Source organism: Marinilactibacillus sp. XAAS-LB27 (assembly GCF_036039175.1).
Classification (GTDB): domain Bacteria; phylum Bacillota; class Bacilli; order Lactobacillales; family Carnobacteriaceae_A; genus Marinilactibacillus.
The window spans coordinates 374,012-395,454 of record NZ_JAYXKP010000001.1; the positions used below are offsets into that span (position 1 = coordinate 374,012).

A 21,443-nucleotide genomic window follows, 5' to 3' on the forward strand; every position below is an offset into this window, starting at 1 on the left:
AGCTATGAAAGAAATCAAACAAATATCGCAAATTCAGGAAAAAGAATACAAATTTATCATTGAAGGTAAAACCGTGTTTTTCACTTTAACTGTAGACAGTGAGGATGTTTTCCATAATGCAGATGGAAACATAGATTGTCCTTTAGAGACAGTATTGAGAAAAAACAATTTTACTTTAAATGAACTCAGTACATGGGGAATTGTAAATATTCGATTAGTAAGGTTGCTTGATGAGCGGGAACTCATCATAAACCAAATTGAATCAACATTACTCTTAGAATTAGTCAATTCTAGCATGAATGTCGAAAATTAGATATAAGCTGCGAAAGATCCTAACATAAGTATTTTAAAGCAACGGTTAAAAAGACAAAATCAGAAATGATTTGCCTTTTTAGCCGCTATTTTTTTAAACAGTGGTAAACTAATCAATAAGCGTGAAACCTGATTAAAAAGGAGGATGTTGAGTTGAAATCTGAAAGGACGAGAATAAAAGAAGCTATTGTCATTAAGTTACAAAAGGATAGAGACATTATCGGTATTTACTTAGGTGGTTCATTAGCCAAAGGTACGGAAGATGAATTTTCAGATATCGATTTGAGAATTGTAGTAGAAGAGGGTGTTTCAAAACAAGATAAGTTGTCAGAACTATTAGATGATCGAAATGACGTTTTATTTATAGAATCTTGGTTTCCGTCTTTTGCGGTTATCCATTTTGACTGTTTTGTGAAATTAGATCTTTTTGTTTATTATCAAAGTCAATTAAATGCAGATATATGGCTAAAGGAAATTAAAATCTTAAAGGATACTGAAGGATTCTTGGAAAAGCTGAAAAGCAATTCTGAAAAATTAGCATACTTACCCACTCAAGAAGAGTTCGAAGCAATTGTATATAAGTACTTAGCACATTTACACGAATTGTATAGAAGATATCAGCGTAAGGAATATCATTATGTTCAACAAAGCTTTTTATCGATGCAGCATTGTCTGGTCTCACTCTTTCACATCAATGGAGGTATTCCTGCCAATAATCCTGGTGACTGGAGTAAATATGAAGGTGGGAGAAGCGTCTTGACTCAAGACAAGCAAGATTTTATCTTGAAACTGTCTCAAACAGTATATGATCAGATTCCAAGTATTCTAGATTCACTAAATAATGAAATAGAACAGACCGCTAAAGAGACTGCTGAAAAGTACCATTTAGAATTCAAACAAGACCAATTTCGTAGATCTACTGACTTCATTATTTTTAATGAAAGATAAGGATAGAAGACTTCCCTTAAAAATTGACAGTGTTATGTAATATGATATACTGGAACTGAAAAAGAGCCTTGCATGAACAAGACTCTTTCCATAAGCCGTTTACTGACGGTGACCATATGAATTGAACGATCAAACCGTCCTTTAACTCTCCAAAGTCAGGACGGTTTTTTTGTGTCTTCATTTATCTTTTTTATTGATATTGATGACAAGAGAAATCATAGCAATAACGAACATGCCAAATCCCATCATCAACTGCAAGGCATCAGTAACACTCAATCAGGCTTCTTCTTTCTGAAAAATGGACTATAGCACCGCATAGTGCCACCTCCTAAATAAAAGCCACCGCCATAACTTCTTACAAATCTATTATAGCAAACACACGTTCGAAATCAAGCGATATCTCGAAGTGTTTTGTAACAGAAAAACTAAATCGTAAATAATGATTCTGGTTTTTCATAAATAGTGTTAGAATTGAATTAGAAAGTATCTGTTTGAAGAGGAGAATTAGACTATATGAGCTTTAAGTCATTGGAAACCAAAGAACTAGCTGATATTCAATCAGTCGGAACACTTTATGAACATGAAGAAACAGGCGCAAAGGTCCTTTATTTGAAGAATGATGATTCAAATAAATCTTTTACCATCGGATTCAAGACACCGCCTTATAATGATAATGGAATTGCCCATATACTAGAGCATTCTGTTTTGAATGGTTCTAAGAAGTATCCTTCTAAAGAACCCTTTGTAGAATTGATTAAAGGATCTCTAAATACATTCGTGAACGCGATGACATTTTCGGATAAAACGATTTATCCTGTAGCTTCTACAAATCAAAAAGACTTCAAGCATCTTATGGGTGTTTATCTTGACGCTGTGTTCCAGCCTAATTTATATACGGATGAACAAATACTGGAACAAGAAGGCTGGCATTATCATCTAGAGAACGCAGAAGACGATTTGATTTATAAAGGGGTCGTTTACAACGAGATGAAAGGGGCAACCGCTTCTCCTGAGAGACAAGTGTATCAAAATCTAATTAGTCATTTGTATCCGGAAAGTATTTACAGTTATGAGTCCGGAGGAGAACCGCAAGCGATTCCTAGTTTAACTCAAAAAGAATTTGTTGAATTCCATCAGAACTATTATCACCCAAGCAATTCTTTAACGATTTTATATGGTGATTTAGATATAGACGAAGCTTTTTCAGCGCTTGAATCTTATTTTGCAGGAATGAGCCGCAAAGATGTGGTTGATTTAACGATCGATGCAACTGAGCCGACTCAAAAATCTTACGAAGGAACGTATTCAATTACTGAAGGGGATACGCCTGAAGGAAAAGATTTCTTAGCACTAGGGTGGCATGTGGCTTCTCAAGATCATCCTTTAGATAAGTATGGACTAGAAGTTTTACAAGAGATTTTATTCGGGAATAATCAGTCCCCGCTTAAGAAATCATTACTGGATGCAGAAATTGGTGGAGATATCGACGGAGACGTGGACGACATTGGCTTCCCAACAGCCTTTACGATCCTAGCTAAATATTCTGATTCAGCTAAAATGGATCAGTTAAAACAAGTTGTAGAAGAAACGTTGTCAGGTCTTGTCAAAAATGGGATTGATCAAGAACTCATTGATGGCGCATTGAACAAAATTACCTTCCAAACAAAAGAAGCGGCTATATCAGAAGATAATCCGCGTGGCGTCATTTATGCGATTCGTTCTTTGAGTACATGGCTATATGAAGAAAATCCATTTGTAAATCTTGAGTTCTCAACTTATTTGGATCAGTTAAAAGAACTCGCTACTGAAGGCTATTTTGAAAAGCTCATTTCCGATAAACTATTAGAAAATCCCTTCCGAGTAGAAGTGGCCTTAAAAGCTGAACCGGGTAAGAATGATAAACTAGAAGCCGAAACACTAGAAAAATTACAAGACTACAAAGCTCAGCTTTCTGAAGATGAAATCAATGCAATCGTTACAAAAACGAATGCCTTAATCAAACGCCAGGAAACGCCAGATCGTCCAGAAGATCTAGCTAAAATTCCAACTTTAACAAGAGAAGATTTAAGTACTGAAGTAGAAGACTATCCGTTAACGTCTTCAACCATTTTTGATCAGTCTAAGTTCTATCACGCTGAGCAGTTCACTTCAGGAATCGACTATATCAACCTGTATTTTGATATTAGCGATTTCAAACAAGAAGAGTATCCGTTACTAGGCTATTTAAGTAAACTACTCAGTAGACTAGGCACAGAGCATTTTGATGTAGCGACACTTCAACGTCAAAGTGATTTACACACTGGTGGTATTTACGCAACGATGGATATATTTGAGAATAAAAATGGTGAACTAAAACCTCACTTTATTATAAAAGGGAAAGGTTTAGAAGATTTCTCAGAAAAAGTGATTGAACTGATGCATGAGATCATGGCACATACTCAATTTACCGATAGCTCTGAGATGCTGAAAATCACTCAAAGCTCGATCTCTAACTTTGAAAATGCCATTAACTACAGAGCGCATGTATTGGCTGCTAATAGAGCATTGAGCCAAGTTAAACCCGCTTCTAAACTAAATGAGCTAGCTGGAGGCATTGATCAGTTTGGACACTTGAAAACGATTCGTGATCAATTGAAATCAGAAGAGACTAATGAATTAACGGAACAATTGAAATCATTACTGAATAGAATGCTCAATAAACAAAGACTCACGGTCTTATATGTCGGTGAAAGTGAACGCGTAGAGCCTATCAAAGCTCAATTAGAGTCGGCTTTCGCTAAGATCGATGATTCTAACATAGCTGATGCAGTTCACTATGTTTCTGGAGAACAAGCCAAGGAAGCTTATGTAACGGCACAGGATGTAAACTATGTAGGGACTGCAGCTGACGCTTCAGACAAATTGCCATTTAACGGCATGACTAATGTATTAGGCACTGTTTTCCGTTTTGATTATTTATGGAATGAGATTCGCGTAAAAGGTGGCGCGTATGGCTCGCTGTACAATCACCGTAGAAACGGAAGCTTCGCGCTTGGATCATATCGCGATCCAAATATCGGTAAAACCTTGGAGATCTACAAGCAATTATCAAATTTTGTAGAGAAACTTTCGCTATCTGAGACAGAATTGGTTAAATATATTATAGGGACCATGAGTCCATTAGAACAACCAAACTCAGCATTCAGTAAAGGACTCATTGCTTTTGAACGATTCAATCGAGGTATTACACAAGCAGAAATTCAGAAACTAAAAGAAGAAATTCTTGCTACAACGTCAGAAGTTTTAGCTTCACTAGCAACTGAATACAACAAAGTACTTGAAGATAGCACGGTTGTGGTCATTGGTAACAAAACGCAGATAGAAAAAGAAAAAGACTTGTTTGATAAAGTTATTGAGCTTTACTAGGAGAATATTTCGAGGCGACTTTCTTAATGGGAGGTCGCCTTTTTGTGTTTGATGCTTATAGCTTACAAAAGAGAGGGGACCAAGTTGGTATCAAAGGTAATCATGTGTTACGGTTAAGTAGATTTCATAATATGGTTAGTATATTTCTATAAAATAACTCGTCTTTAAATGTGATCAACGAAATATCTTAAATATAAATGAAAATATAAATATATATATTTATACTGGAGTGACTATATGTTTACACTAGGAAGAAAGATTCACTTAGATGATAAAACTAATATAAGTATTGTCCTGTTTACACTTTCAGCTTTTGCATTAGGATGGTTGTTTTCAGGAGATGTTGGCTCGGGTTTCAATTTAGGCGGTGGTGTATTTTTAACATGGGCACTTACTAGAGAAATTGATCCGGCTCATAGTTATTCAGCTTTTATAGCGGCAGCTTTGTCTCTATTTCATATTGTTTATATGGATACACCACATTTTTTAGTGATGGCTTGGATGCTTTTGCTTTTGAGGGCGGTTAATGGTATTACAGGTAAAAAACTCACTCTATTTGATATTTTTTCAGCGCTCGCTCTAACAACTTATCTATCTTTCAGTAATGAGAATAGCCTTTTTTTATTAGTGTTTTCACTCGCACTTATAGGCATATTCATGTTTCAAAAACGAAAAAAAGTCGTTTTTATATGTGGAACGATTGCGCTCATCTTATTCTTAATAAAAAGTTTATTCTTAGGCCATTATTCAGTTATTGATGCTGATCAAATGAATCCTTTAAATATACTTGTAATTATTTCTTCCATTTTCTTTTCTATTCTCGCAAAATTTGACTTAAAAGATGAAGTGAAAAGCGACAATGGGAAAAAAGCAGATCGTACTAGAATCTTCTATGGCCAACTCTTATATTCTATTACGACCGTGTTATTCATTTTCTTTGGTCATTTGACCTCCAGTGATTTATTCATTCAACTGTCCGCTATCTGTGGAGTATTTATAAATTATTGTGCAACGAAAGTAGTGGATTACTATAAAAGATTTTCTAATTAGTAACTCGTCACTATGATATTAAAAGTAATCTGACTATTTTTTAGAAATCTCAATAACATAGTCATTAAATCCATAAAGCATAATATTTTCAATACAGATTTATTTTTCATACAATATACAAGTAGAAATAATCTAATTTAGGAGTGTTTAAATGAGTTCAGAGAAAATTTTAATTACTGGTGCTGGAACGGGTTTTGGGAAAATGTTCGCGCTTGAACTTGCAAAGATGGGTAAAGACGTTATCGCAACTACGGAAGTGTTTTCGCAAGTATCTGCATTAGAAAAAGAAGTAAAAGAACAAGGTCTTACGATGCAGATCGATAAGTTAGACGTAACGGATCCTAAAGATAGACAAAAAGCCTGGAATTGGGATATTGACGTTCTAGTAAACAATGCAGCAATTAAAGAGGGTGGGGCCTTGGTTGATATCCCTGAGGATAATTTACGTAATCAGTTTGATGTCAATGTTATTGGGCCAGTTTTGTTAACGCAAGGCTTTGCTCGTAAGATGATTGAAAAAAATAAAGGAAGAATCGTTTTTGTTTCTTCTATATCAGGAATGATGGTCAATCCATTCTCCGGACCTTATTCTGCTTCTAAATACGCTACAGAGGCGTTAGTTAATACTCTTTCTCAAGAGCTACAAGAGTTTAATATAGAAGTCGCTACAATTAATCCTGGGCCATACCTTACTGGATTCAACGACCGAGAGATGGAAACTTGGAGAAGCTGGCAAGATGATGCTTCTAAGCGTGTATTCAATTACGAAGACATTGCCTTTCCATTTGAACAGTTCAACCCAGAAGAATTAATAAAAGGTGGGCTTAAAGTCATATTAGGCGAAACAAAATCTTACCGTAACGTGATACCTGAAAAGATGATTTCTCAAGTTAAAGAACAACAAGAGTACCTTTGGAACAAACAAACAGACGAAGCATTAGGCGAACGTCACCAGATGGTTCAAAAAGCTTATGACTTAGAACCTGAAACAAAAGCAGAAGATTATTAATCAAAAAAGCGGTAAGTACCCAAATAAGGTACTTACCGCTTTTTTGATAACTTAATGATCACATCGGTACTTAAGAGTTGATGTCTCTTCCACTCTTTCACGAGCAGAACGGAAGAGAGGGGGGAGAGGGTAGATATAAACTGAACGGGTGACCGGCGCTCTTAAATGGTTTCTATCCTTTAAGAGCGCTATACGATAAGTTTTATTAATGTTAAACTGCATGAGTAAAACTTATAGTTAAAACAGTAGTGGAAGAAGTATTCTATCTTCAACTGAATCAAGGAGGCACTCAAATGAAAGAACAGACCGTAAAGACAGGGACTGAATTGGAGAATACTGGGTTTGGATTCACATTATCTTTAATAAAAGGAAAACATAAAATGCTTATTCTGTATTTACTTTTCGAGCACCAAACCATTAGACATAATGAGATAAAGCGTCAGATAGGGACTATTTCTTATAAATCATTGAGCTGTATGCTAAAGGAGTTAGAAAAAGACCAGTTAGTTAATAGAGTTGAATTCCCCCAGATACCTCCAAAAGTTGAATATTCACTAACTGAACGCGGAAGGTCTTTAATGCCTGTAATCAATTCAATGTGCGAGTGGGGAGAAAACGAAAAAAGACTAGCTGAAAACTAAGCATATGAATTGCATTTGAATTGCATATCTATTTGCTTTAACGTAATTCTTTAAGAAAATGAACATAGTCTTTAGCACTTGTATCAATTTCTTCCTGAGTACTAAAACTTGTTCCGTAAAAAGTGAAAAAAGGTTGATAGTCTGCTTTACAGTATTTTGCAGTCACTTCAAAGGGGGCTAAGATATCTTCTAGAGTATAGTGATATCTTCCTTCTATTTCGTAATCTTTACGTTCACTGCCTGCAGAAACGGCTAATGCTAGTTTTCGATATTTTAAGTGCGTACCTGATTCCCCAAAAGCCCAGCCGTCTATCAAAACGTCGTCTAACCATTGTTTGAGAATAGGAGGGGAGCTAAACCATTGTATTGGAAATTGTAAAATCAAATTCCCATGAGTTGCAATAAGTGCTTGTTCTTTTTCGACATCTATTACATGATCAGGATACGCTTTTGATAACTCATGTATAGTAAACAATTCAGGATATTGTTCTATTTCTTTGATCCAGGCGCTGTTGACAATAGAAGTCTCGATCGATGGATGCGCAACAATGACTAATGTTTTCATTTGAATCCTCCTTTATCTATATAATTATTATAATAGATTAGATAAAATGTTGTAAGTACGCACTTTTTATTCAGGTACTTACTAAAATGTTAGTATCTAGTGATTTATCTTGATTGTTGATCTATTTGGATTACATTACGGCCAAAAGTCTCATCCATTAGTTAACCTTAAAAATAACGTGTTACTTTTTATATGCCTATAATAATAAGTTAATCTAAATTGATACAAACGTTTTTTAATTATTTTATAAGTACGTAGATCTACATAAATCTATAAAAACTTATATATACGGATTAAATTGAATGATCGAACAGCAAACATAAAGTATTCAGTTTAATCGTGAAATTTGTAAAGCTCTGAGGAGTTAAGTATCGATTCATTCAAACTTAGATTAATAACATACAACATCGTCTAAATATGTTGTTCATCCAACTTGAATTTCTTCTAAGTTAACAATACATGGATACATATCTGGGTAGAGAACCCAAAATAGACTTGCTTAAAATAAATAAAGGCTAAATAATCAAAAAATGGGTATTTAACATTATAGTTAATATCTTAACCATTGAATCTTTAATTTTTAAATTAGTTTACATAATATATATTATACAAAGTAGAATATATGAAATAAACTCTCTTCTCATTTGGTTTAAATTGAAATTCAATTGAATTTCAATTTAGACTCATTCATAACGGACTTAATCGATTAAAATTTAGAAATATCTTTCCATCCTAACACAGATTCATTTACTTTTTGATCAGCGATCATCAATTGCTTGGAACCTAAATAATATCCGCCAAGCTTGCCAAGCTTTTCGTAGAATTTAATAGCTTTGTTTGCTGACAATACCTGGACAAGCATTTTCTTGTGACCAAGCTTTATCAGATCTTCAACAAAAACACTTACGAGCTTTTTACCTAGTTGTTTTCCTTGGTATGTTTCTAATATGTAAATTGAATGAATCTCACAATCATAATCCTTATATAGCTCACTTAAACGATTCTTACCACCAGCTATGTATCCTATAACTTTATTGCTATCATCTATAGCTACATAACTGATTGGACTATTGTCGGAAATATACTCCTGAAATCTTTTTGTATAAAAATCGTAATCCATCTTATTTAGAAATTCTTTAGGCACGATGTTGTTATATGTACTTTTCCAGCTATCAACTTGGACTCTAGCAACTTGCTCTGCATCTTCTAACCTAGTTTTACGTATGTACATATATAGAGCTCCTTCAAATTTTCAATCCATCATTCCCTCAACTAATTTTTGAATTGAATACATCATGATCATCATACCCATTATACCGACAAATATGAACAGGTCTGACTCTTCAATATACGCCATACCTATAGTAAATGCTAAAAACCCAAAAATACCTCCTGAAATATAAATCACTTTGTTTCTGAGCGATTGAGGACTAGTTTGTTTTACTTCTTCACCAGTACTTTTCAAATTGGATATAGTCTTAAATTCTTTTAAAAGTTTATTCAGACTCATTGCTCCCCCTCCTTTTCTTTAAAAAAATTTCTAATACCATACTTACTAGAAATCCAATTAAACCACCTAATAGAATCCTCGGAAGTGTATTTAAATTTTCAGTTGGTATGAACTCAAATATCGTAACAATTATAAGTGGCATGATTATGAAATAAATCCAGTTTCTTTTTTTGAGCATTTTGTAAACATTCCTTTCAAAATAATGAAAATAACCGAAATCGCTTTATCCCTTTATCCAAAGAAAAATTTGAAAAGATCTAAATCGAAAATGGTTGAATAGTAAAGTAATCCAATGATCACAAGTACGAAGACTATAATGATGAGGAAAACAAGAGCAAATCCACCTACACATGAGAATCCCGTACTTCCATATAACTCCGTTTCTTCTTCTTCACTTAATTCAATCTTACCAAAATTGTCCTGGTTCTTTGACTTCTTAAACATAAATAGTTGCCTCCTGATCATGCGTCATTAAAACCTACCATTAAACTCAATCAATTGTAAAATTCCTCATACCATTCAGCTGTGCCTATTTGACCAATGGTAACGTTCAAAATATCTTGGTCGATGAAAAACTGAATCCAGTCACTGATTTCGCTTTTTTCAAGAGATTTTAATGGGATAGCTACAATTTTCCCAGCAATATATTGTGTGTTATCTGGGAATTTTTTTAATCCTTTTAACTTATCGAATTCCGCTCTATCCAGCTGTATTTTAATATAAGTGTGATTGATTTGTTCTAATTCGTCTTCTCTTGTCTCCAATAAAATGTTTCCGTCTTTAAAAAAGAGAATCCGGTCAGCGTATAGATCCAAGTTGTCCAACAAGTGTGACGCAATTAGAATCACTTTTCCTTGTTTTTTTAATTCTATTAACTCATTTGTTATCAAGGTTACATTATCGGGATCTAGACCATTCATCACTTCATCCATCAACATAACGTCTGTATCAGCTGCAAGCAACATGGCGAAAGCTAATCTTTGACGCATCCCAAGAGAATAAGTTCCAACAGGCTTTTTAACATAATGCGCCATATTTAAGGAGTTAACAATAGGGTCTATATCATTTACTTTCCCTTTCCACATCTTGGCATATAATGTTAAGTGCCGATACCCACTGAGTTCTTCATACAGATCATTCAATTCTGGTAGAAAGGATAAGCGCTGATGCATCTGGATTTCTTGTTTTTTTGAACGATATCCAAACTTATCTAGTATGGTTACCTCCCCTGCATCAGGTGTAAGGAAATTCATAATAATATTTAGAAGCGTTGACTTACCTGTCCCATTTGGTGCAACTAATCCAATAATTTCTCCTGGCTGAGCTTCAAAACTAACTTCTTTTAGAACTTCTTTTTCTCCAAAAGCTTTAAATACTTTGCTGACTTTAAGCACAACTTTTTCCTCCTGACTAAATAATTGCTCTAATGGATTTGAATCGACTAACTAAAATGATGAAGACCTCCACGATTAAAATGGTTCCGATTAGCGAAAACATCCCTATTTCAAAAGAGATAGCTGAAGAGTTGTATAGGTGATTCTGATATCCAGATAGGACTTCTCCGACACGAAAATAGGTTGAGGGTAGTAAATCGACAGTTGAGAAATACCCAATTCCACGAATGTAATACAGTCTTTCTGTGAAAATCACTGTCAAACCAATCAATAAATTAAAATATTCATTTTTAATCAGCAAGCTACACAGAATGATAAAACGAATAAATAAATAGGCAATGACCAACATCAATCCTATTGATTGAAGATAAAAAAGTCCCACAGAAATAGTGTGAAAATGTTCCTCCATAAGGGTTGGCCCGTTAAATACAGTCATTGGAATGGATAGTGATCCAAAGCCTTCTCTAAAACTAACAAGGATTAGTCCTATCGCAAAAATACTTACACTGACTACACTAAATGCTGTCAAAACAACAGCTGTCTTTACCCAGAGTTTTTGTGCAAAAGATAACGGGAAACTTCTGACGACAGTTAGATGCGCTCGATCTTTTGTAACGATATCAATAGAAAAGACAACGACTAATCCAATCAAAGCCATTGGAAAGATACTTGAATTCCAGACCCTAGCACCCGTTTGCAAGGCTGTACGTTCTTCTAATACAGCCGGCGAGATTTCAAGGTTACGATCAACATAAGCACTGTAACGAGTAGCCGTATTTAAATACCAATATCTCCCCTCTTGAAGAGGATAGTCCTGATCGATACCGTAATACGCTTTATTGTAAGAAAGGAATTCTGGAGACGAATAGATCCATTGATCTTTATAACGATACCATTCTGCAGATGCTGTTGAGTAAGCCTTAAAGTCCTGCTGATTTATTGCATCTAATCGAGTTTCATTGATTTCAACAAGCGGTGGGAAATAACTCAAAGCAAAAGTGGCTCCTGAACTTAACCCTTCTCCCTGGTAATTCTCTAACCAGTGCGACATCTCGTCGTATTCTTGTTGGATCTCTACTTCATTAATACTTTCATCTGGTCGGTAACTTGGATCAATGACGAATACAAAATAAAGTGTGGCGAGTAAAAATAAAATGACCGCTGCAAGATTCTTTTTGTTTCGAATCATGGCATTTAATTCAAATATATAATAAGCGCTCATTGTCCCCCCTCCTTACGCATCCTTGATGACCGGTGTTTTTTTGAAAAAGAAATAGACAGTACGAGTAGATAGACAAGACTCCATCCCCCATAAATTAAGAGGGCTCTAGAGTAGTCTATCTCACTTTGGCCAAAACGCTCCGAGGTAGCACCATCCAATACACCAATTGGATTCAAATAGTCAATTGGTGTATAAGCTAGGAAAGCCCATATTCTAGAAAACAAAAAACTACAAAGCAGTAAACTACTTCCAAGGAAGAGTGTCAGGTAACGATTCTTCAATAAAGTATTCAATACAGCTGCTAGTAACGTCGTATGAATCGTAAAGAATACAGCGATCAAAAGCGTTCTTAAAATAAATTGACTAGTCGATACAGCTTCGTATCCAGACGCTGTATAAATCACTCTTGGATAATCCATTGTTCCTGCATCGAATGGAATAAGCGATAAGACATATCCTGCTGCAAATAACCCTACTATCGTCAAAATAGTGGCCGTAACATAAATCATTAGTTTTCCAAATAGTCTTTGGCTCTCATTGATTGGATAAGCTTGAATAACGGTAGAGTGAGCATCATCTTTTGTCAGAATATCGCTTGTCAGTAAAAGTAGAAAGACAAAAAACACACTGCTGAAAGCGGAGATGGCTAAGACCAGATACGTTGAACTACTCTGCGCATCTCTTTCGATCAACTGATTTTGATCTTCTAAAGCCTCATAGTAAACGGACTCTCTTAAAGATTGCTCTAACGGTACAAAGAAATTTTGATTAAATGATTCATACCCTTTTTCATGCGCTTGTAGTCTTGATTGTGCTAGCTCAAGTCCTATAGAAGTATATTCTTTCAAATCATTGTAAAAGGTCAAAGCGACCTCCTGGCTTCCAATCAATTGCGACTCCTTCAAAACATCTTGATAGACAGGATATCTTTCCGGATCTTCTTCTACAATATGTACCGGAAAGCTGGAAATGGTATTTCTAACAGTGTGTAATTCCTTTTGTGTTTTGTCGTGAATGTCATTCACTTGTTGGTACGGTATGTAAAACAGTAAGCCGATTAAGAATAGGGTTACCCCTAAAAACAAGAAACCATTCTTTCGGTCTCTTATGAATAATTCGATTTCAAATCCGAAATTTTCTCTCACAGGATCCCTCCTATTGTTCACTGACTATCCTATGAGGTCTATTATATTAAAAAAAACATTACAAATTAAATAGAATAGTTAACATTATTTTAATATTGCAAAAATAACAAAGTAGTAGCCCTAAGGAAGGGACTACTACTTTGTTTTAAAATTGTATCACTTTAGTTCAAACATTGTTCTATAAAATCCAACATAATTTGAATAACTTCATCAGTAAAAAAAGTCGGACCTCCGTGATCAGCGCCATCCACGCAGTAAAATTCTGCTTGAATCTGTTTTTCCTTACAGAGTTCAAAAAGCTCTACGCTTTGTTCAAATGGAACTAATGTGTCTTTATTACCATGAATAATGAGTAGCGGTACCAATGCATCGGCTTGCTTAAGGTAATAAGGAACCGACGCTTTCTCTGCTTTTTCCGGATAATCCTCTGGTAAGAATCCGCCTATGAGAAGACTGTCTGGGCTCGTTGGCTTTCTATGATCAACCGCCGATTCTTTATCCGGAATCGTAAGCAGATCATATACTCCGTAGAGATTAATACACCCTTTAATTTCCGGCAGTGGATCTTTTGATGCATCCAGTAATGGCTTGTTCCAGGTTGACCAGGCCATTAAAGCTGTATGGCCACCACTAGAATCGCCGCACAGCAAGATGCGATCCATATCGATTTCCAGCTCTTTTGCGTGGTCTGCTAGATAACGAACAGCCATCTTAGCATCTTCGACTTGGCTAGGAAATATGGCATCAGGTAGTGGCGCATACTCTACAATAGCCATAGCGTATCCGGCTGTCACAAGATCTTTGAATTCCATAATTGTTCCATTAAGATCTTGTTCAAACCACCCAGATCCTTGTATATGAACAACTAATGGGAAGGGCTTCTTAGGTGCCAAGGTATTTGGATAGACCATTCGAATCCGTAAATTCAACCCGTTTTTTCGCTGATAAACATGGTCTTCTTTAATGATTTTTGCACCGATATTGTCCATCTGTGCTTGGATTGTTTTCATTCCTGCCGTTTGGGCAGATGATTTGGGCATTGTATACGAATCATATTTCATTTCAAACTCCAAGAAATCATCTCCTTAGTATGCTATTCATCTTCCCCAATTATTGAATACTTAATGGGACTCTATGATCCGGCACAGGGAAAGCGGCATCTAACTGGTTTAGCTCTTCTTCAGGTAAAGTAACGTCCAAAACGTCAGCGTTCAACTGGACGTGTTCCTCACTACTGGCTTTTGGAATCGCAATAACGTTATCTTGTTGCATCACGAATGCTAGTAGTAATTGAATGATGGAAATCTCATGCGCATCAGCAATCTTTTTAACCGTTGAATCATTATAGACACGTTCTTTCAAGTCCGGTTCTTGTCCAATCACTGGGCAATAGGCCATCATGGGAATACCTTTTTCTTTTAGATAGTCCTGCAAGACGACTTCCGTTCCTCTAGAAGCTAAATGGTAAAGAACCTGGTTCGTTTGACAGTTCTCGCCACCCTCTAGTGCTAAAAGTTCCTGCATGTCTTCTAAGTCAAAGTTGGATACACCCCAGTTTTTGATTTTACCTTGACGTTTCAGTTCTTCAAAGCAGTCGACCGTTTCTTGTAGTGGCACACGGCCTCTCCAATGGAGTAAATACAAGTCGAGTGTCTCTATGCCTAAACGTTCAAGGGTTCGGTCGCAGGCATCAAATATGTCTGATTTTCCTGCGTGATGAGGGTACACCTTTGAAACAAGAAATAAGTCTTCTCTGTTGTAGGTAGAGATTGCCTCTCCAACAAGTTTCTCTGATTGCCCTTCGCCGTACATTTCTGCAGTATCAATCAATGTTAAGCCGCGGTCTATTCCCGAGCGAAGCGCCGTTATTTCTTGATTATGCTTACTGGTATCCTCGCCTAAGCGCCAAGTTCCTTGGCCTAAATTCAGTACTGTCTGTCCATCTGGGAATTGAATCTGTTGTTTCATCTTTGGACCCTCCTTATGAATTCTCTACCAGTATATCAATACTACCTCTTTTTATTAATCGAAAAACACTATAGATTTATCAAGCGCTTTGTTTTGCATTCTTTTACCTCTCAAAAAGATTTCTGTTTACATTCTTTTGCATTTTTGATAAGGTTATATGCAAATAACAAATTAAAACTGAATGACTGGATGAGGCGCAGAAATCAAAAGTAGTTATCAGCAATAGAACCTGTAAGTTCTTGATAATGAAAGGGAAATCTGCCGAAATGGTTAATCTTTACAGTAAGGTTAACTGTTGGGCTGCATATGAAGAATATGCAGACTGCCGTATGAATATAAGTAGACGCCTAATAATTGAATAGGGTATCTACTTTACGGAGTGCTTCCGCTTGTATATAGATTCTTTAGGACAAGTCGGTACTTCGACTTGTCCTTTTTGTATACTCTAGGGTACCAAAGGCAGTCTCACTAAGTTTGGAAAGGAACGCCATGAAAAGAAGCGTATTAAAATTTGGTGGATCAAGTGTTTCCGATCTATCAAAAATCAAAGAGATCGCCTTATATCTCAAAGAACGAACCGACCAGGGAGAAGAACTTGTTGTGGTCGTTTCCGCAATGGGCAAAACAACCGATGACTTATTGCGTAATGTTGGACAAATTACCTCAAAACCAAATGATCAAGATCTCGCGATGCTACTAACGACCGGTGAACAGCAAACGATCTCTTATCTTTCTATTACTTTGAATGATTTAGCGGTTAAAGCGAAACCGTTAACGGGTTACCAGGCTGGCATCGAAACCATTGGTCATCATTTAAAAAGTAAGATCTCTTCAATCAAAACTGATTTGTTCGACCAATTGTTCGAAACGAATAGGGTCGTTATTGTCGCTGGCTTTCAAGGCTTCAATAAAGAAGGTGAACTGACTACACTGGGTCGAGGAGGTTCAGACACCACAGCGGTTGCATTGGCTGCAGCATTGAAGACAACTTGTGAAATCTATATAGATGTTACCGGTGTTTATAGTACTGACCCTAGGATTTTCCCTAAAGCCAAACGTTGGGATAAAATTTCCTATGAAGAGATGATGGAAATGTCTGCCCTCGGTGCTGGTGTACTAGAAACGAGAAGCGTGGAACTGGCAAATAATAATGGGATAAAGCTTTATCTTGCTAAAACACTCTCTAAAGAGAAAGGAACTTGGATCGTGCCGAACGAACAAATACTTGAACACAAAGCCGTCACTGGAGTTGCGTTAGATAAAAATATGGCTCATGTAACCTTAACAGACCCTTCAAACGGTGCTCAGTTGTTAAATGATATTTTTGTTGAACTTGAAAAAGAAGAAATTAATATTGATATGATTTCTCAAATTAGAAATCAGGATGTTATGCAATTATCCTTCACCGCTAAGGATTCCGATGAACGACAGCTCGTTCAAATTTTTGATCAGTTGAAAGGTCATTATCATGATTTGACGGTCAGCATCGTTGATCATTATGCCAAGATCTCTGTTATTGGTGCAGGAATGAGAGATATGTCTGGTGTCGCTTCTCAGATCTTTAGAACTTTGATTGAATCAGACATCACTTATTACCAAGTAACTACTTCTGAAATCAGTGTTTCCTGTGTGATTGATGAAACCAATGGTGAAAAAGCAACGAAACTGCTTTGCGAAAAGTTCGATCTATAATCCACCTCTTAAAACAAGAAAGGACGTTCTTATGTATAAAATTGCCGTAGTCGGCGCTACTGGATTAGTTGGTAGTACGATGCTTCGCTTACTAGAAGAAAAAAATATTCCCATTGAAAAATTGACTCTATTCTCTTCTGCCCGTTCAGCAGGATCAATCGTACAGTTTAAAGGAGAAGAAGTGGTTGTTCAGGAATTGACTGAAGACAAAACAACGGGTCCTTTTGATTATGTTTTGATGTCTGCCGGGGGTGAAACGAGTCTAACCTTCTCTCCTCTTTTTGAACAACACGGTGCAGTCGTTATTGACAATTCTAGTGCTTGGAGAATGGACCCAGAAATTTCTTTAGTGGTTCCTGAAGTAAACCCTCCCGTACTAACTAGAAAGATCATCGCCAATCCAAATTGTTCGACCATACAGTCTGTTGGTCCACTAAAACTTCTACTAGATGCCTTTGGTATTGAACGGGTGGCTTATACGACCTATCAATCTGTTTCCGGATCTGGGTGGAAAGGCATCGAAGACTTAAAACGCGGTGAACAAGGAAAAGAACCACTGAACTACCCGCACCCTATTTATAATAATGTGATCCCGCATATTGATGTTTTTCAAGAAGATGGCTACACAAAAGAAGAAGTGAAAATGATTGAAGAAACGAGAAAAATACTCAGTCTTCCAACACTTCCGGTAACGGCGACCTGTGTACGCGTACCCGTTACAAGTGCGCATTCCGTTGCCATGAATGTTACACTGACAAAAGAAACAACGGTTCAAGCTATCCAGCAGTTATTTGAAGAAAGTCCCTATGTTACTTTAGTGGATGATCCTAAAAATGACCAATATCCAATGCCCATTCAAGCTGGTGGTAAAGAAGGCATTTTTGTCGGACGTGTACGAAAAGACGATAGCCTTAAAAATACCTACCATGTCTGGACAGTCAGCGATAATATTTTAAAAGGTGCTGCATTAAATGCCGTACAGATTTTACAACAATTAACGAACTGAGAGGAGAAACCATTAATGTCTCATCTATTTACAGGAATTGGCGCTGCCGTTACTACACCCTTTACGGAAGATGCCGTTGATTATGAACAGTTCAGGAATCATTTAATGTTTTTGAAAAACAATCAGATTCAAAGTTTCATCGTGAATGGTACAACCGGTGAAGGATCGACGCTTTCAACCGAAGAAAAAATGAACTTGCTGAACGTTGCGCTTGAGGTTTCTGATGGACAGATCCCCGTAATTGCGGGAACTGGCTCAAACAATACAAAAGCAAGTATCAAAGCCTCTAAAAAAGCGGAAAAACTCGGTGTAGATGCCTTGCTTGTGATCACCCCTTACTACAATAAAACAAGTCAAAGAGGATTAGTGGCACATTTTACAGCGATCGCTGATGCTGTAAACATTCCCATCATCTTATATGATGTTCCCGCAAGAACGGGTATGACCATTGAACCTGAAACTCTGCAAGTACTAGCTGAGCATCCAAATATCGTCGGTCTTAAAGATGCTACGGGAGATTTAACGCATTTAAGTCGCCTACAAGCCGTGGTGAATGATGCTTTTGCCTTTTATGGAGGAAATGATGATCTGGCCTTACCTTTCTTTGCTCAAGGTGGACATGGTCTCATCTCTGTTGCTGCCAACGTACTACCCAGCGAATATCAAATGATGTTTGAAGCTGTTAAGATCGATATCGCTAAAGCGAATCTGATATATAGAGAGCTGCATCCAGTCGTTGAAGTTTTGAGTATAGATGTCAATCCAATTCCCATTAAAGTCTTAACAAGTTTTCTAGGGTTTGGTCAATATGAAGTCAGACTCCCTCTTGTACCACTTGAAGAAATGGATCAAGCTTCTATCATAGAAGTCTTCCGTCATTTAAAAGGAGAAGGTATATAGATGGATATCTTATTAGTTGGATACGGTGCAATGAATAAGCGTGTCGCAGTACTCGCAGAAGAACAAGGACACAGGGTTGCTGGCGTGGTTACACCGGACGAAAAAGCGGATCAGTATCCAGTGTTCTCAACCTTTGATGATACTTTACCCAAAGTCGATGTAGTCATTGATTTTTCTCATCCAGTACTCACAACCGCTTTACTAGAATCATCGATCACAGCACCACTTGTCATTGCAACAACTGGCGAAAAAGATCGTTTGGCTGAGTTGATGCAAGAAAAAGCCCAAACGCAACCGGTTTTCTTTAGTGCCAATATGAGTTACGGTGTGCATATCCTGACCGAAATCATCAAATATGCTACCCCACTGCTTGAACAATTCGATATTGAGATGATTGAGAAGCATCACAATCAAAAAGTTGATGCTCCAAGCGGTACCTTGGTTAAGCTGTATGATGCAATTGTTGAAAGTGCCAAGCCCGCTGCTCAGCCAGTCTACGATCGTCACGAAGCATCAGAAAAACGAGATCCAAAAGAAATTGGCATCTCTTCTATCCGCGGCGGAACCATTGTTGGCGAACATGAAGTGATCTATGCAGGTCATGATGAAGTGATTTCGATTAAACATTCCGCTCAGTCAAAAGACATTTTCGCTAGTGGCGCTTTGACTGTGGCTCAAACATTACAACACAAACAAAATGGTTACTACACGTACCATAACTTAGGAGAATAAACTTATGAACGACTTTTCAGCTCAAGAAATTATCCAATACATTAGTGAGTCTACAAAAACGACTCCTGTAAAAATCTATGTGAATACCTCTTTATCGAAATCAGATTTTCCAGATACGTTTAGAGTATTCGGAAATAAAGACAGTTATACTATCTTCACTGATCTTAAAGAATGGAAAACCTTTTTTGTGGATAACAAAGAGGCTTTAATTGATCACGTACTGGAACAAGACAGAAGAAATTCAGCTATTCCGCTTTTAGATGCTTCTGAAGTGAATGCACGTATTGAACCTGGTTCGTTCATCAGAGAACACGCTGTAATTGGAGATAATGCCGTCATTATGATGGGCGCTGTGATTAACATTGGCGCGATTGTTGGCGAAGGAACCATGATTGATATGGGTGCTGTTCTTGGCGGACGCGCAACAACTGGGAAAAACGTACATGTTGGTGCTGGCGCAGTATTGTCTGGTGTGATTGAACCTGCTAGTGCAAAACCTGTCGTCATTGAAGACAATGTTTTGATTGGTGCTAACGCTGTTGTCCTTGAAGGCGTTACAGTTAGAAAAGGTGCTGTGGTCGCTGCCGGTGCAATCGTAACAGAAGATGTGCCAGAAAATACCGTTGTAGCAGGTGTCCCTGCAAGAATCATTAAAAAATCAAGCGATGTAGAAGCGAGTAAAATTGATATTGTTTCTGCTTTAAGAAACTTAAACTAAAAACAGATAGCCGAGCGAAATTCTCTTTAGGATTTCGCTTTCAGCTTATCTTTATACTGAACTCAAGGAGCTTTTAAATGATTGATTACGAAGAACGTGTCACAACTCACCGAAGAGCCTTACATTTAATCCCCGAATTATCTTTTCAAGAATACAAAACAACAGAGTATATTCGCTCAGAGTTAGAAAAATTATCTATTGACTACCTTTCACCTCTAGAAACTGCAACCGTTGTTTACTTGAAAGGAAATTCTGACAAAACCATTGGATTTCGAGCAGATATTGATGCTTTACCGATTATTGAAGAAACGGGTGTACCTTTTGAGTCGACGCACCCATTAGCAATGCACGCTTGTGGTCACGATGGGCATGCTTCTATCTTATTAACATTTGCTGAATGGTGTAAAGCTCAGCAAGACTTGAACCAACTGAAGCATAATGTCTTACTCGTCTTTCAACCTTCTGAGGAATCTAATGCGGGTGCAAATGCACTGATAAAAGCATTCCCTTTTGAGGAGTATAACCTTGAAGGCTTGTTTGGCGTACATTTAGGACCAGATACTAATGAAGGCGTACTCTTAACCAAAGAAGGCCCACTTACAGCGAGCGCTACAGAATACCGCATTCGCATTAAAGGAAGATCTGCTCATGTTGCCGAGAAAGAAACCGGTGCAAATGCTTTAGGCGCACTATCCAATATCGTGAACCAGATTGCTCAGATTCAACAGTACCAATTGTCTGGTTTGAATCAGAATGTCATCCATATCGGTAAAATGGATGCTGGCGAGGCCATCAACACCGTAGCTAGCAACGGTTACCTTGAAGGGACGATCCGTACGTATAGTCCGGAAGATCTTGAAGTCATCAAAAGTCAATTAAGCGCAATTGTTGAAAGCAATGATCAAATCTTTGGTACTAGCTCCACTTTATCTATTACAGAAGGTTATCCTCCTGTCATCAATCCGGCTTCTCTTTTAGACCTAGTTGAAAAAAGTGCAGCTTCAGCAGGATTATCTTTATCGTTGAAAGCTAAACCCTATTTATTCGGAGAAGATTTTTCATTTTACTCTACAGTCACACAAACAAATTTCGCCTTTTTAGGGATTAAAAATACATCCAAAGGTTATACTAGTGGACTGCATACGTCGACTTTCAATTTTGATGAATCGGTTCTCGTTTATGGTGTTCAGTACTTTCAGGAAATAATAAATCATTTAGGAGAGTAA

22 protein-coding genes and 1 riboswitch are annotated in these 21,443 nt (G+C 37.0%); of the genes, 12 read left to right on the forward strand and 10 right to left on the reverse strand.

The annotated features are described in order from the left end of the window. The first annotated feature begins 4 nt into the window (after nucleotides 1-4). The gene (locus tag VXN63_RS01730; protein WP_327756244.1) at nucleotides 5-313 is read left to right on the forward strand and encodes a hypothetical protein; all 309 of its coding nucleotides are present in this window, start codon (nucleotides 5-7) and stop codon (nucleotides 311-313) included. A 152-nt stretch (nucleotides 314-465) separates the two neighbouring features. Next, complete coding sequence (locus VXN63_RS01735) at nucleotides 466-1,260, forward strand: nucleotidyltransferase domain-containing protein (RefSeq protein ID WP_327756245.1); 795 nt, start codon at nucleotides 466-468, stop codon at nucleotides 1,258-1,260. A 177-nt stretch (nucleotides 1,261-1,437) separates the two neighbouring features. Here the strand turns inward: VXN63_RS01735 and VXN63_RS01740 are convergent, their stop codons facing one another. Then, nucleotides 1,438-1,536: a putative holin-like toxin gene (locus VXN63_RS01740; protein ID WP_327756246.1), complete on the reverse strand. Its 99-nt coding sequence runs from the start codon at nucleotides 1,534-1,536 to the stop codon at nucleotides 1,438-1,440. 237 nt (nucleotides 1,537-1,773) lie between these two features. Here VXN63_RS01740 and VXN63_RS01745 point away from each other — a divergent pair, with 237 nt between their 5' ends. The 4 genes from VXN63_RS01745 (at nucleotide 1,774) to VXN63_RS01760 (ending at nucleotide 7,365) form a co-directional block, all read left to right on the forward strand. Further along, entirely contained in the window at nucleotides 1,774-4,665 is a 2,892-nt protein-coding gene (locus VXN63_RS01745; protein ID WP_327756247.1) for an insulinase family protein, read from the forward strand. Nucleotides 4,666-4,902: 237 nt separating this feature from the next. Beyond that, complete coding sequence (locus VXN63_RS01750; protein WP_327756248.1) at nucleotides 4,903-5,715, forward strand: hypothetical protein; 813 nt, start codon at nucleotides 4,903-4,905, stop codon at nucleotides 5,713-5,715. A gap of 151 nt (nucleotides 5,716-5,866) precedes the next feature. Continuing rightward, the gene (locus VXN63_RS01755) at nucleotides 5,867-6,724 is read left to right on the forward strand and encodes an SDR family oxidoreductase (RefSeq protein ID WP_327756249.1); all 858 of its coding nucleotides are present in this window, start codon (nucleotides 5,867-5,869) and stop codon (nucleotides 6,722-6,724) included. A gap of 293 nt (nucleotides 6,725-7,017) precedes the next feature. Next, nucleotides 7,018-7,365 (forward strand): winged helix-turn-helix transcriptional regulator, encoded by a 348-nt coding sequence (locus VXN63_RS01760; RefSeq protein ID WP_327756250.1) that lies wholly within the window; start codon nucleotides 7,018-7,020, stop codon nucleotides 7,363-7,365. 37 nt (nucleotides 7,366-7,402) lie between these two features. Here VXN63_RS01760 and VXN63_RS01765 read toward each other — a convergent pair whose 3' ends face one another. The 9 genes from VXN63_RS01765 to VXN63_RS01805 all read right to left on the reverse strand — a co-directional run bounded on the left by VXN63_RS01765 (nucleotide 7,403) and on the right by VXN63_RS01805 (nucleotide 15,169). Continuing rightward, nucleotides 7,403-7,930, reverse strand: coding sequence for an NAD(P)H-dependent oxidoreductase (locus VXN63_RS01765; protein ID WP_327756251.1), 528 nt, complete (start codon nucleotides 7,928-7,930; stop codon nucleotides 7,403-7,405). Between the two features lie 706 nt (nucleotides 7,931-8,636). After that, a complete protein-coding gene (locus VXN63_RS01770) occupies nucleotides 8,637-9,161 on the reverse strand; it encodes a GNAT family N-acetyltransferase (RefSeq protein ID WP_327756252.1) in 525 nt (174 codons plus the stop codon). A 21-nt stretch (nucleotides 9,162-9,182) separates the two neighbouring features. Then, on the reverse strand, nucleotides 9,183-9,440 hold the full coding sequence (locus VXN63_RS01775; RefSeq protein ID WP_327756253.1) for a hypothetical protein: 258 nt from the start codon (nucleotides 9,438-9,440) through the stop codon (nucleotides 9,183-9,185). A 231-nt stretch (nucleotides 9,441-9,671) separates the two neighbouring features. Next, the gene (locus VXN63_RS01780; protein ID WP_327756254.1) at nucleotides 9,672-9,884 is read right to left on the reverse strand and encodes a hypothetical protein; all 213 of its coding nucleotides are present in this window, start codon (nucleotides 9,882-9,884) and stop codon (nucleotides 9,672-9,674) included. Between the two features lie 50 nt (nucleotides 9,885-9,934). After that, on the reverse strand, nucleotides 9,935-10,834 hold the full coding sequence (locus tag VXN63_RS01785; RefSeq protein WP_327756255.1) for an ABC transporter ATP-binding protein: 900 nt from the start codon (nucleotides 10,832-10,834) through the stop codon (nucleotides 9,935-9,937). Nucleotides 10,835-10,850: 16 nt separating this feature from the next. Then, nucleotides 10,851-12,056 (reverse strand): hypothetical protein, encoded by a 1,206-nt coding sequence (locus VXN63_RS01790; protein WP_327756256.1) that lies wholly within the window; start codon nucleotides 12,054-12,056, stop codon nucleotides 10,851-10,853. Next, nucleotides 12,053-13,201: a hypothetical protein gene (locus tag VXN63_RS01795; RefSeq protein WP_327756257.1), complete on the reverse strand. Its 1,149-nt coding sequence runs from the start codon at nucleotides 13,199-13,201 to the stop codon at nucleotides 12,053-12,055. The genes VXN63_RS01790 and VXN63_RS01795 overlap by 4 nt, the downstream gene beginning before the upstream one ends. Before the next feature lie 161 nt (nucleotides 13,202-13,362). Beyond that, complete coding sequence (locus tag VXN63_RS01800) at nucleotides 13,363-14,274, reverse strand: alpha/beta hydrolase (protein WP_327756258.1); 912 nt, start codon at nucleotides 14,272-14,274, stop codon at nucleotides 13,363-13,365. A gap of 37 nt (nucleotides 14,275-14,311) precedes the next feature. Then, entirely contained in the window at nucleotides 14,312-15,169 is an 858-nt protein-coding gene (locus tag VXN63_RS01805; protein ID WP_327756259.1) for an aldo/keto reductase, read from the reverse strand. A 181-nt stretch (nucleotides 15,170-15,350) separates the two neighbouring features. After that, a riboswitch (Lysine riboswitch) is annotated at nucleotides 15,351-15,562 on the forward strand. Between the two features lie 96 nt (nucleotides 15,563-15,658). On the opposite strand from VXN63_RS01805, the gene VXN63_RS01810 reads away from it, so the two are divergent. From VXN63_RS01810 to VXN63_RS01835, 6 genes are all read left to right on the forward strand, one after another. Beyond that, nucleotides 15,659-16,861, forward strand: a complete 1,203-nt coding sequence (locus VXN63_RS01810; RefSeq protein WP_327756260.1) for an aspartate kinase — start codon at nucleotides 15,659-15,661, stop codon at nucleotides 16,859-16,861. A gap of 31 nt (nucleotides 16,862-16,892) precedes the next feature. Next, nucleotides 16,893-17,867: an aspartate-semialdehyde dehydrogenase gene (locus VXN63_RS01815; protein ID WP_327756261.1), complete on the forward strand. Its 975-nt coding sequence runs from the start codon at nucleotides 16,893-16,895 to the stop codon at nucleotides 17,865-17,867. Nucleotides 17,868-17,882: 15 nt separating this feature from the next. Continuing rightward, nucleotides 17,883-18,767: a 4-hydroxy-tetrahydrodipicolinate synthase gene (gene dapA / locus VXN63_RS01820; RefSeq protein WP_327756262.1), complete on the forward strand. Its 885-nt coding sequence runs from the start codon at nucleotides 17,883-17,885 to the stop codon at nucleotides 18,765-18,767. Beyond that, a complete protein-coding gene (dapB, locus tag VXN63_RS01825) occupies nucleotides 18,768-19,499 on the forward strand; it encodes a 4-hydroxy-tetrahydrodipicolinate reductase (protein WP_327756263.1) in 732 nt (243 codons plus the stop codon). 4 nt (nucleotides 19,500-19,503) lie between these two features. Further along, a complete protein-coding gene (gene dapD / locus VXN63_RS01830; RefSeq protein WP_327756264.1) occupies nucleotides 19,504-20,217 on the forward strand; it encodes a 2,3,4,5-tetrahydropyridine-2,6-dicarboxylate N-acetyltransferase in 714 nt (237 codons plus the stop codon). A 77-nt stretch (nucleotides 20,218-20,294) separates the two neighbouring features. Continuing rightward, nucleotides 20,295-21,443, forward strand: a complete 1,149-nt coding sequence (locus VXN63_RS01835; protein ID WP_327756265.1) for a M20 metallopeptidase family protein — start codon at nucleotides 20,295-20,297, stop codon at nucleotides 21,441-21,443.

Bases quoted from the DNA above. Each gene is read 5' to 3' on its own strand.
- VXN63_RS01730 (WP_327756244.1), top strand. From the start codon at position 5: ATGAAAGAAATCAAACAAATATCGCAAATTCAGGAAAAAGAATACAAA.
- VXN63_RS01745 (WP_327756247.1), top strand. From the start codon at position 1,774: ATGAGCTTTAAGTCATTGGAAACCAAAGAACTAGCTGATATTCAATCA.
- VXN63_RS01750 (WP_327756248.1), top strand. From the start codon at position 4,903: ATGTTTACACTAGGAAGAAAGATTCACTTAGATGATAAAACTAATATA.
- VXN63_RS01755 (WP_327756249.1), top strand. From the start codon at position 5,867: ATGAGTTCAGAGAAAATTTTAATTACTGGTGCTGGAACGGGTTTTGGG.
- VXN63_RS01760 (WP_327756250.1), top strand. From the start codon at position 7,018: ATGAAAGAACAGACCGTAAAGACAGGGACTGAATTGGAGAATACTGGG.
- VXN63_RS01765 (WP_327756251.1), bottom strand. From the start codon at position 7,930: ATGAAAACATTAGTCATTGTTGCGCATCCATCGATCGAGACTTCTATT.
- VXN63_RS01770 (WP_327756252.1), bottom strand. From the start codon at position 9,161: ATGTACATACGTAAAACTAGGTTAGAAGATGCAGAGCAAGTTGCTAGA.
- VXN63_RS01775 (WP_327756253.1), bottom strand. From the start codon at position 9,440: ATGAGTCTGAATAAACTTTTAAAAGAATTTAAGACTATATCCAATTTG.
- VXN63_RS01780 (WP_327756254.1), bottom strand. From the start codon at position 9,884: ATGTTTAAGAAGTCAAAGAACCAGGACAATTTTGGTAAGATTGAATTA.
- VXN63_RS01790 (WP_327756256.1), bottom strand. From the start codon at position 12,056: ATGAGCGCTTATTATATATTTGAATTAAATGCCATGATTCGAAACAAA.
- VXN63_RS01805 (WP_327756259.1), bottom strand. From the start codon at position 15,169: ATGAAACAACAGATTCAATTCCCAGATGGACAGACAGTACTGAATTTA.
- VXN63_RS01810 (WP_327756260.1), top strand. From the start codon at position 15,659: ATGAAAAGAAGCGTATTAAAATTTGGTGGATCAAGTGTTTCCGATCTA.
- VXN63_RS01815 (WP_327756261.1), top strand. From the start codon at position 16,893: ATGTATAAAATTGCCGTAGTCGGCGCTACTGGATTAGTTGGTAGTACG.
- dapA (WP_327756262.1), top strand. From the start codon at position 17,883: ATGTCTCATCTATTTACAGGAATTGGCGCTGCCGTTACTACACCCTTT.
- dapB (WP_327756263.1), top strand. From the start codon at position 18,768: ATGGATATCTTATTAGTTGGATACGGTGCAATGAATAAGCGTGTCGCA.
- dapD (WP_327756264.1), top strand. From the start codon at position 19,504: ATGAACGACTTTTCAGCTCAAGAAATTATCCAATACATTAGTGAGTCT.
- VXN63_RS01835 (WP_327756265.1), top strand. From the start codon at position 20,295: ATGATTGATTACGAAGAACGTGTCACAACTCACCGAAGAGCCTTACAT.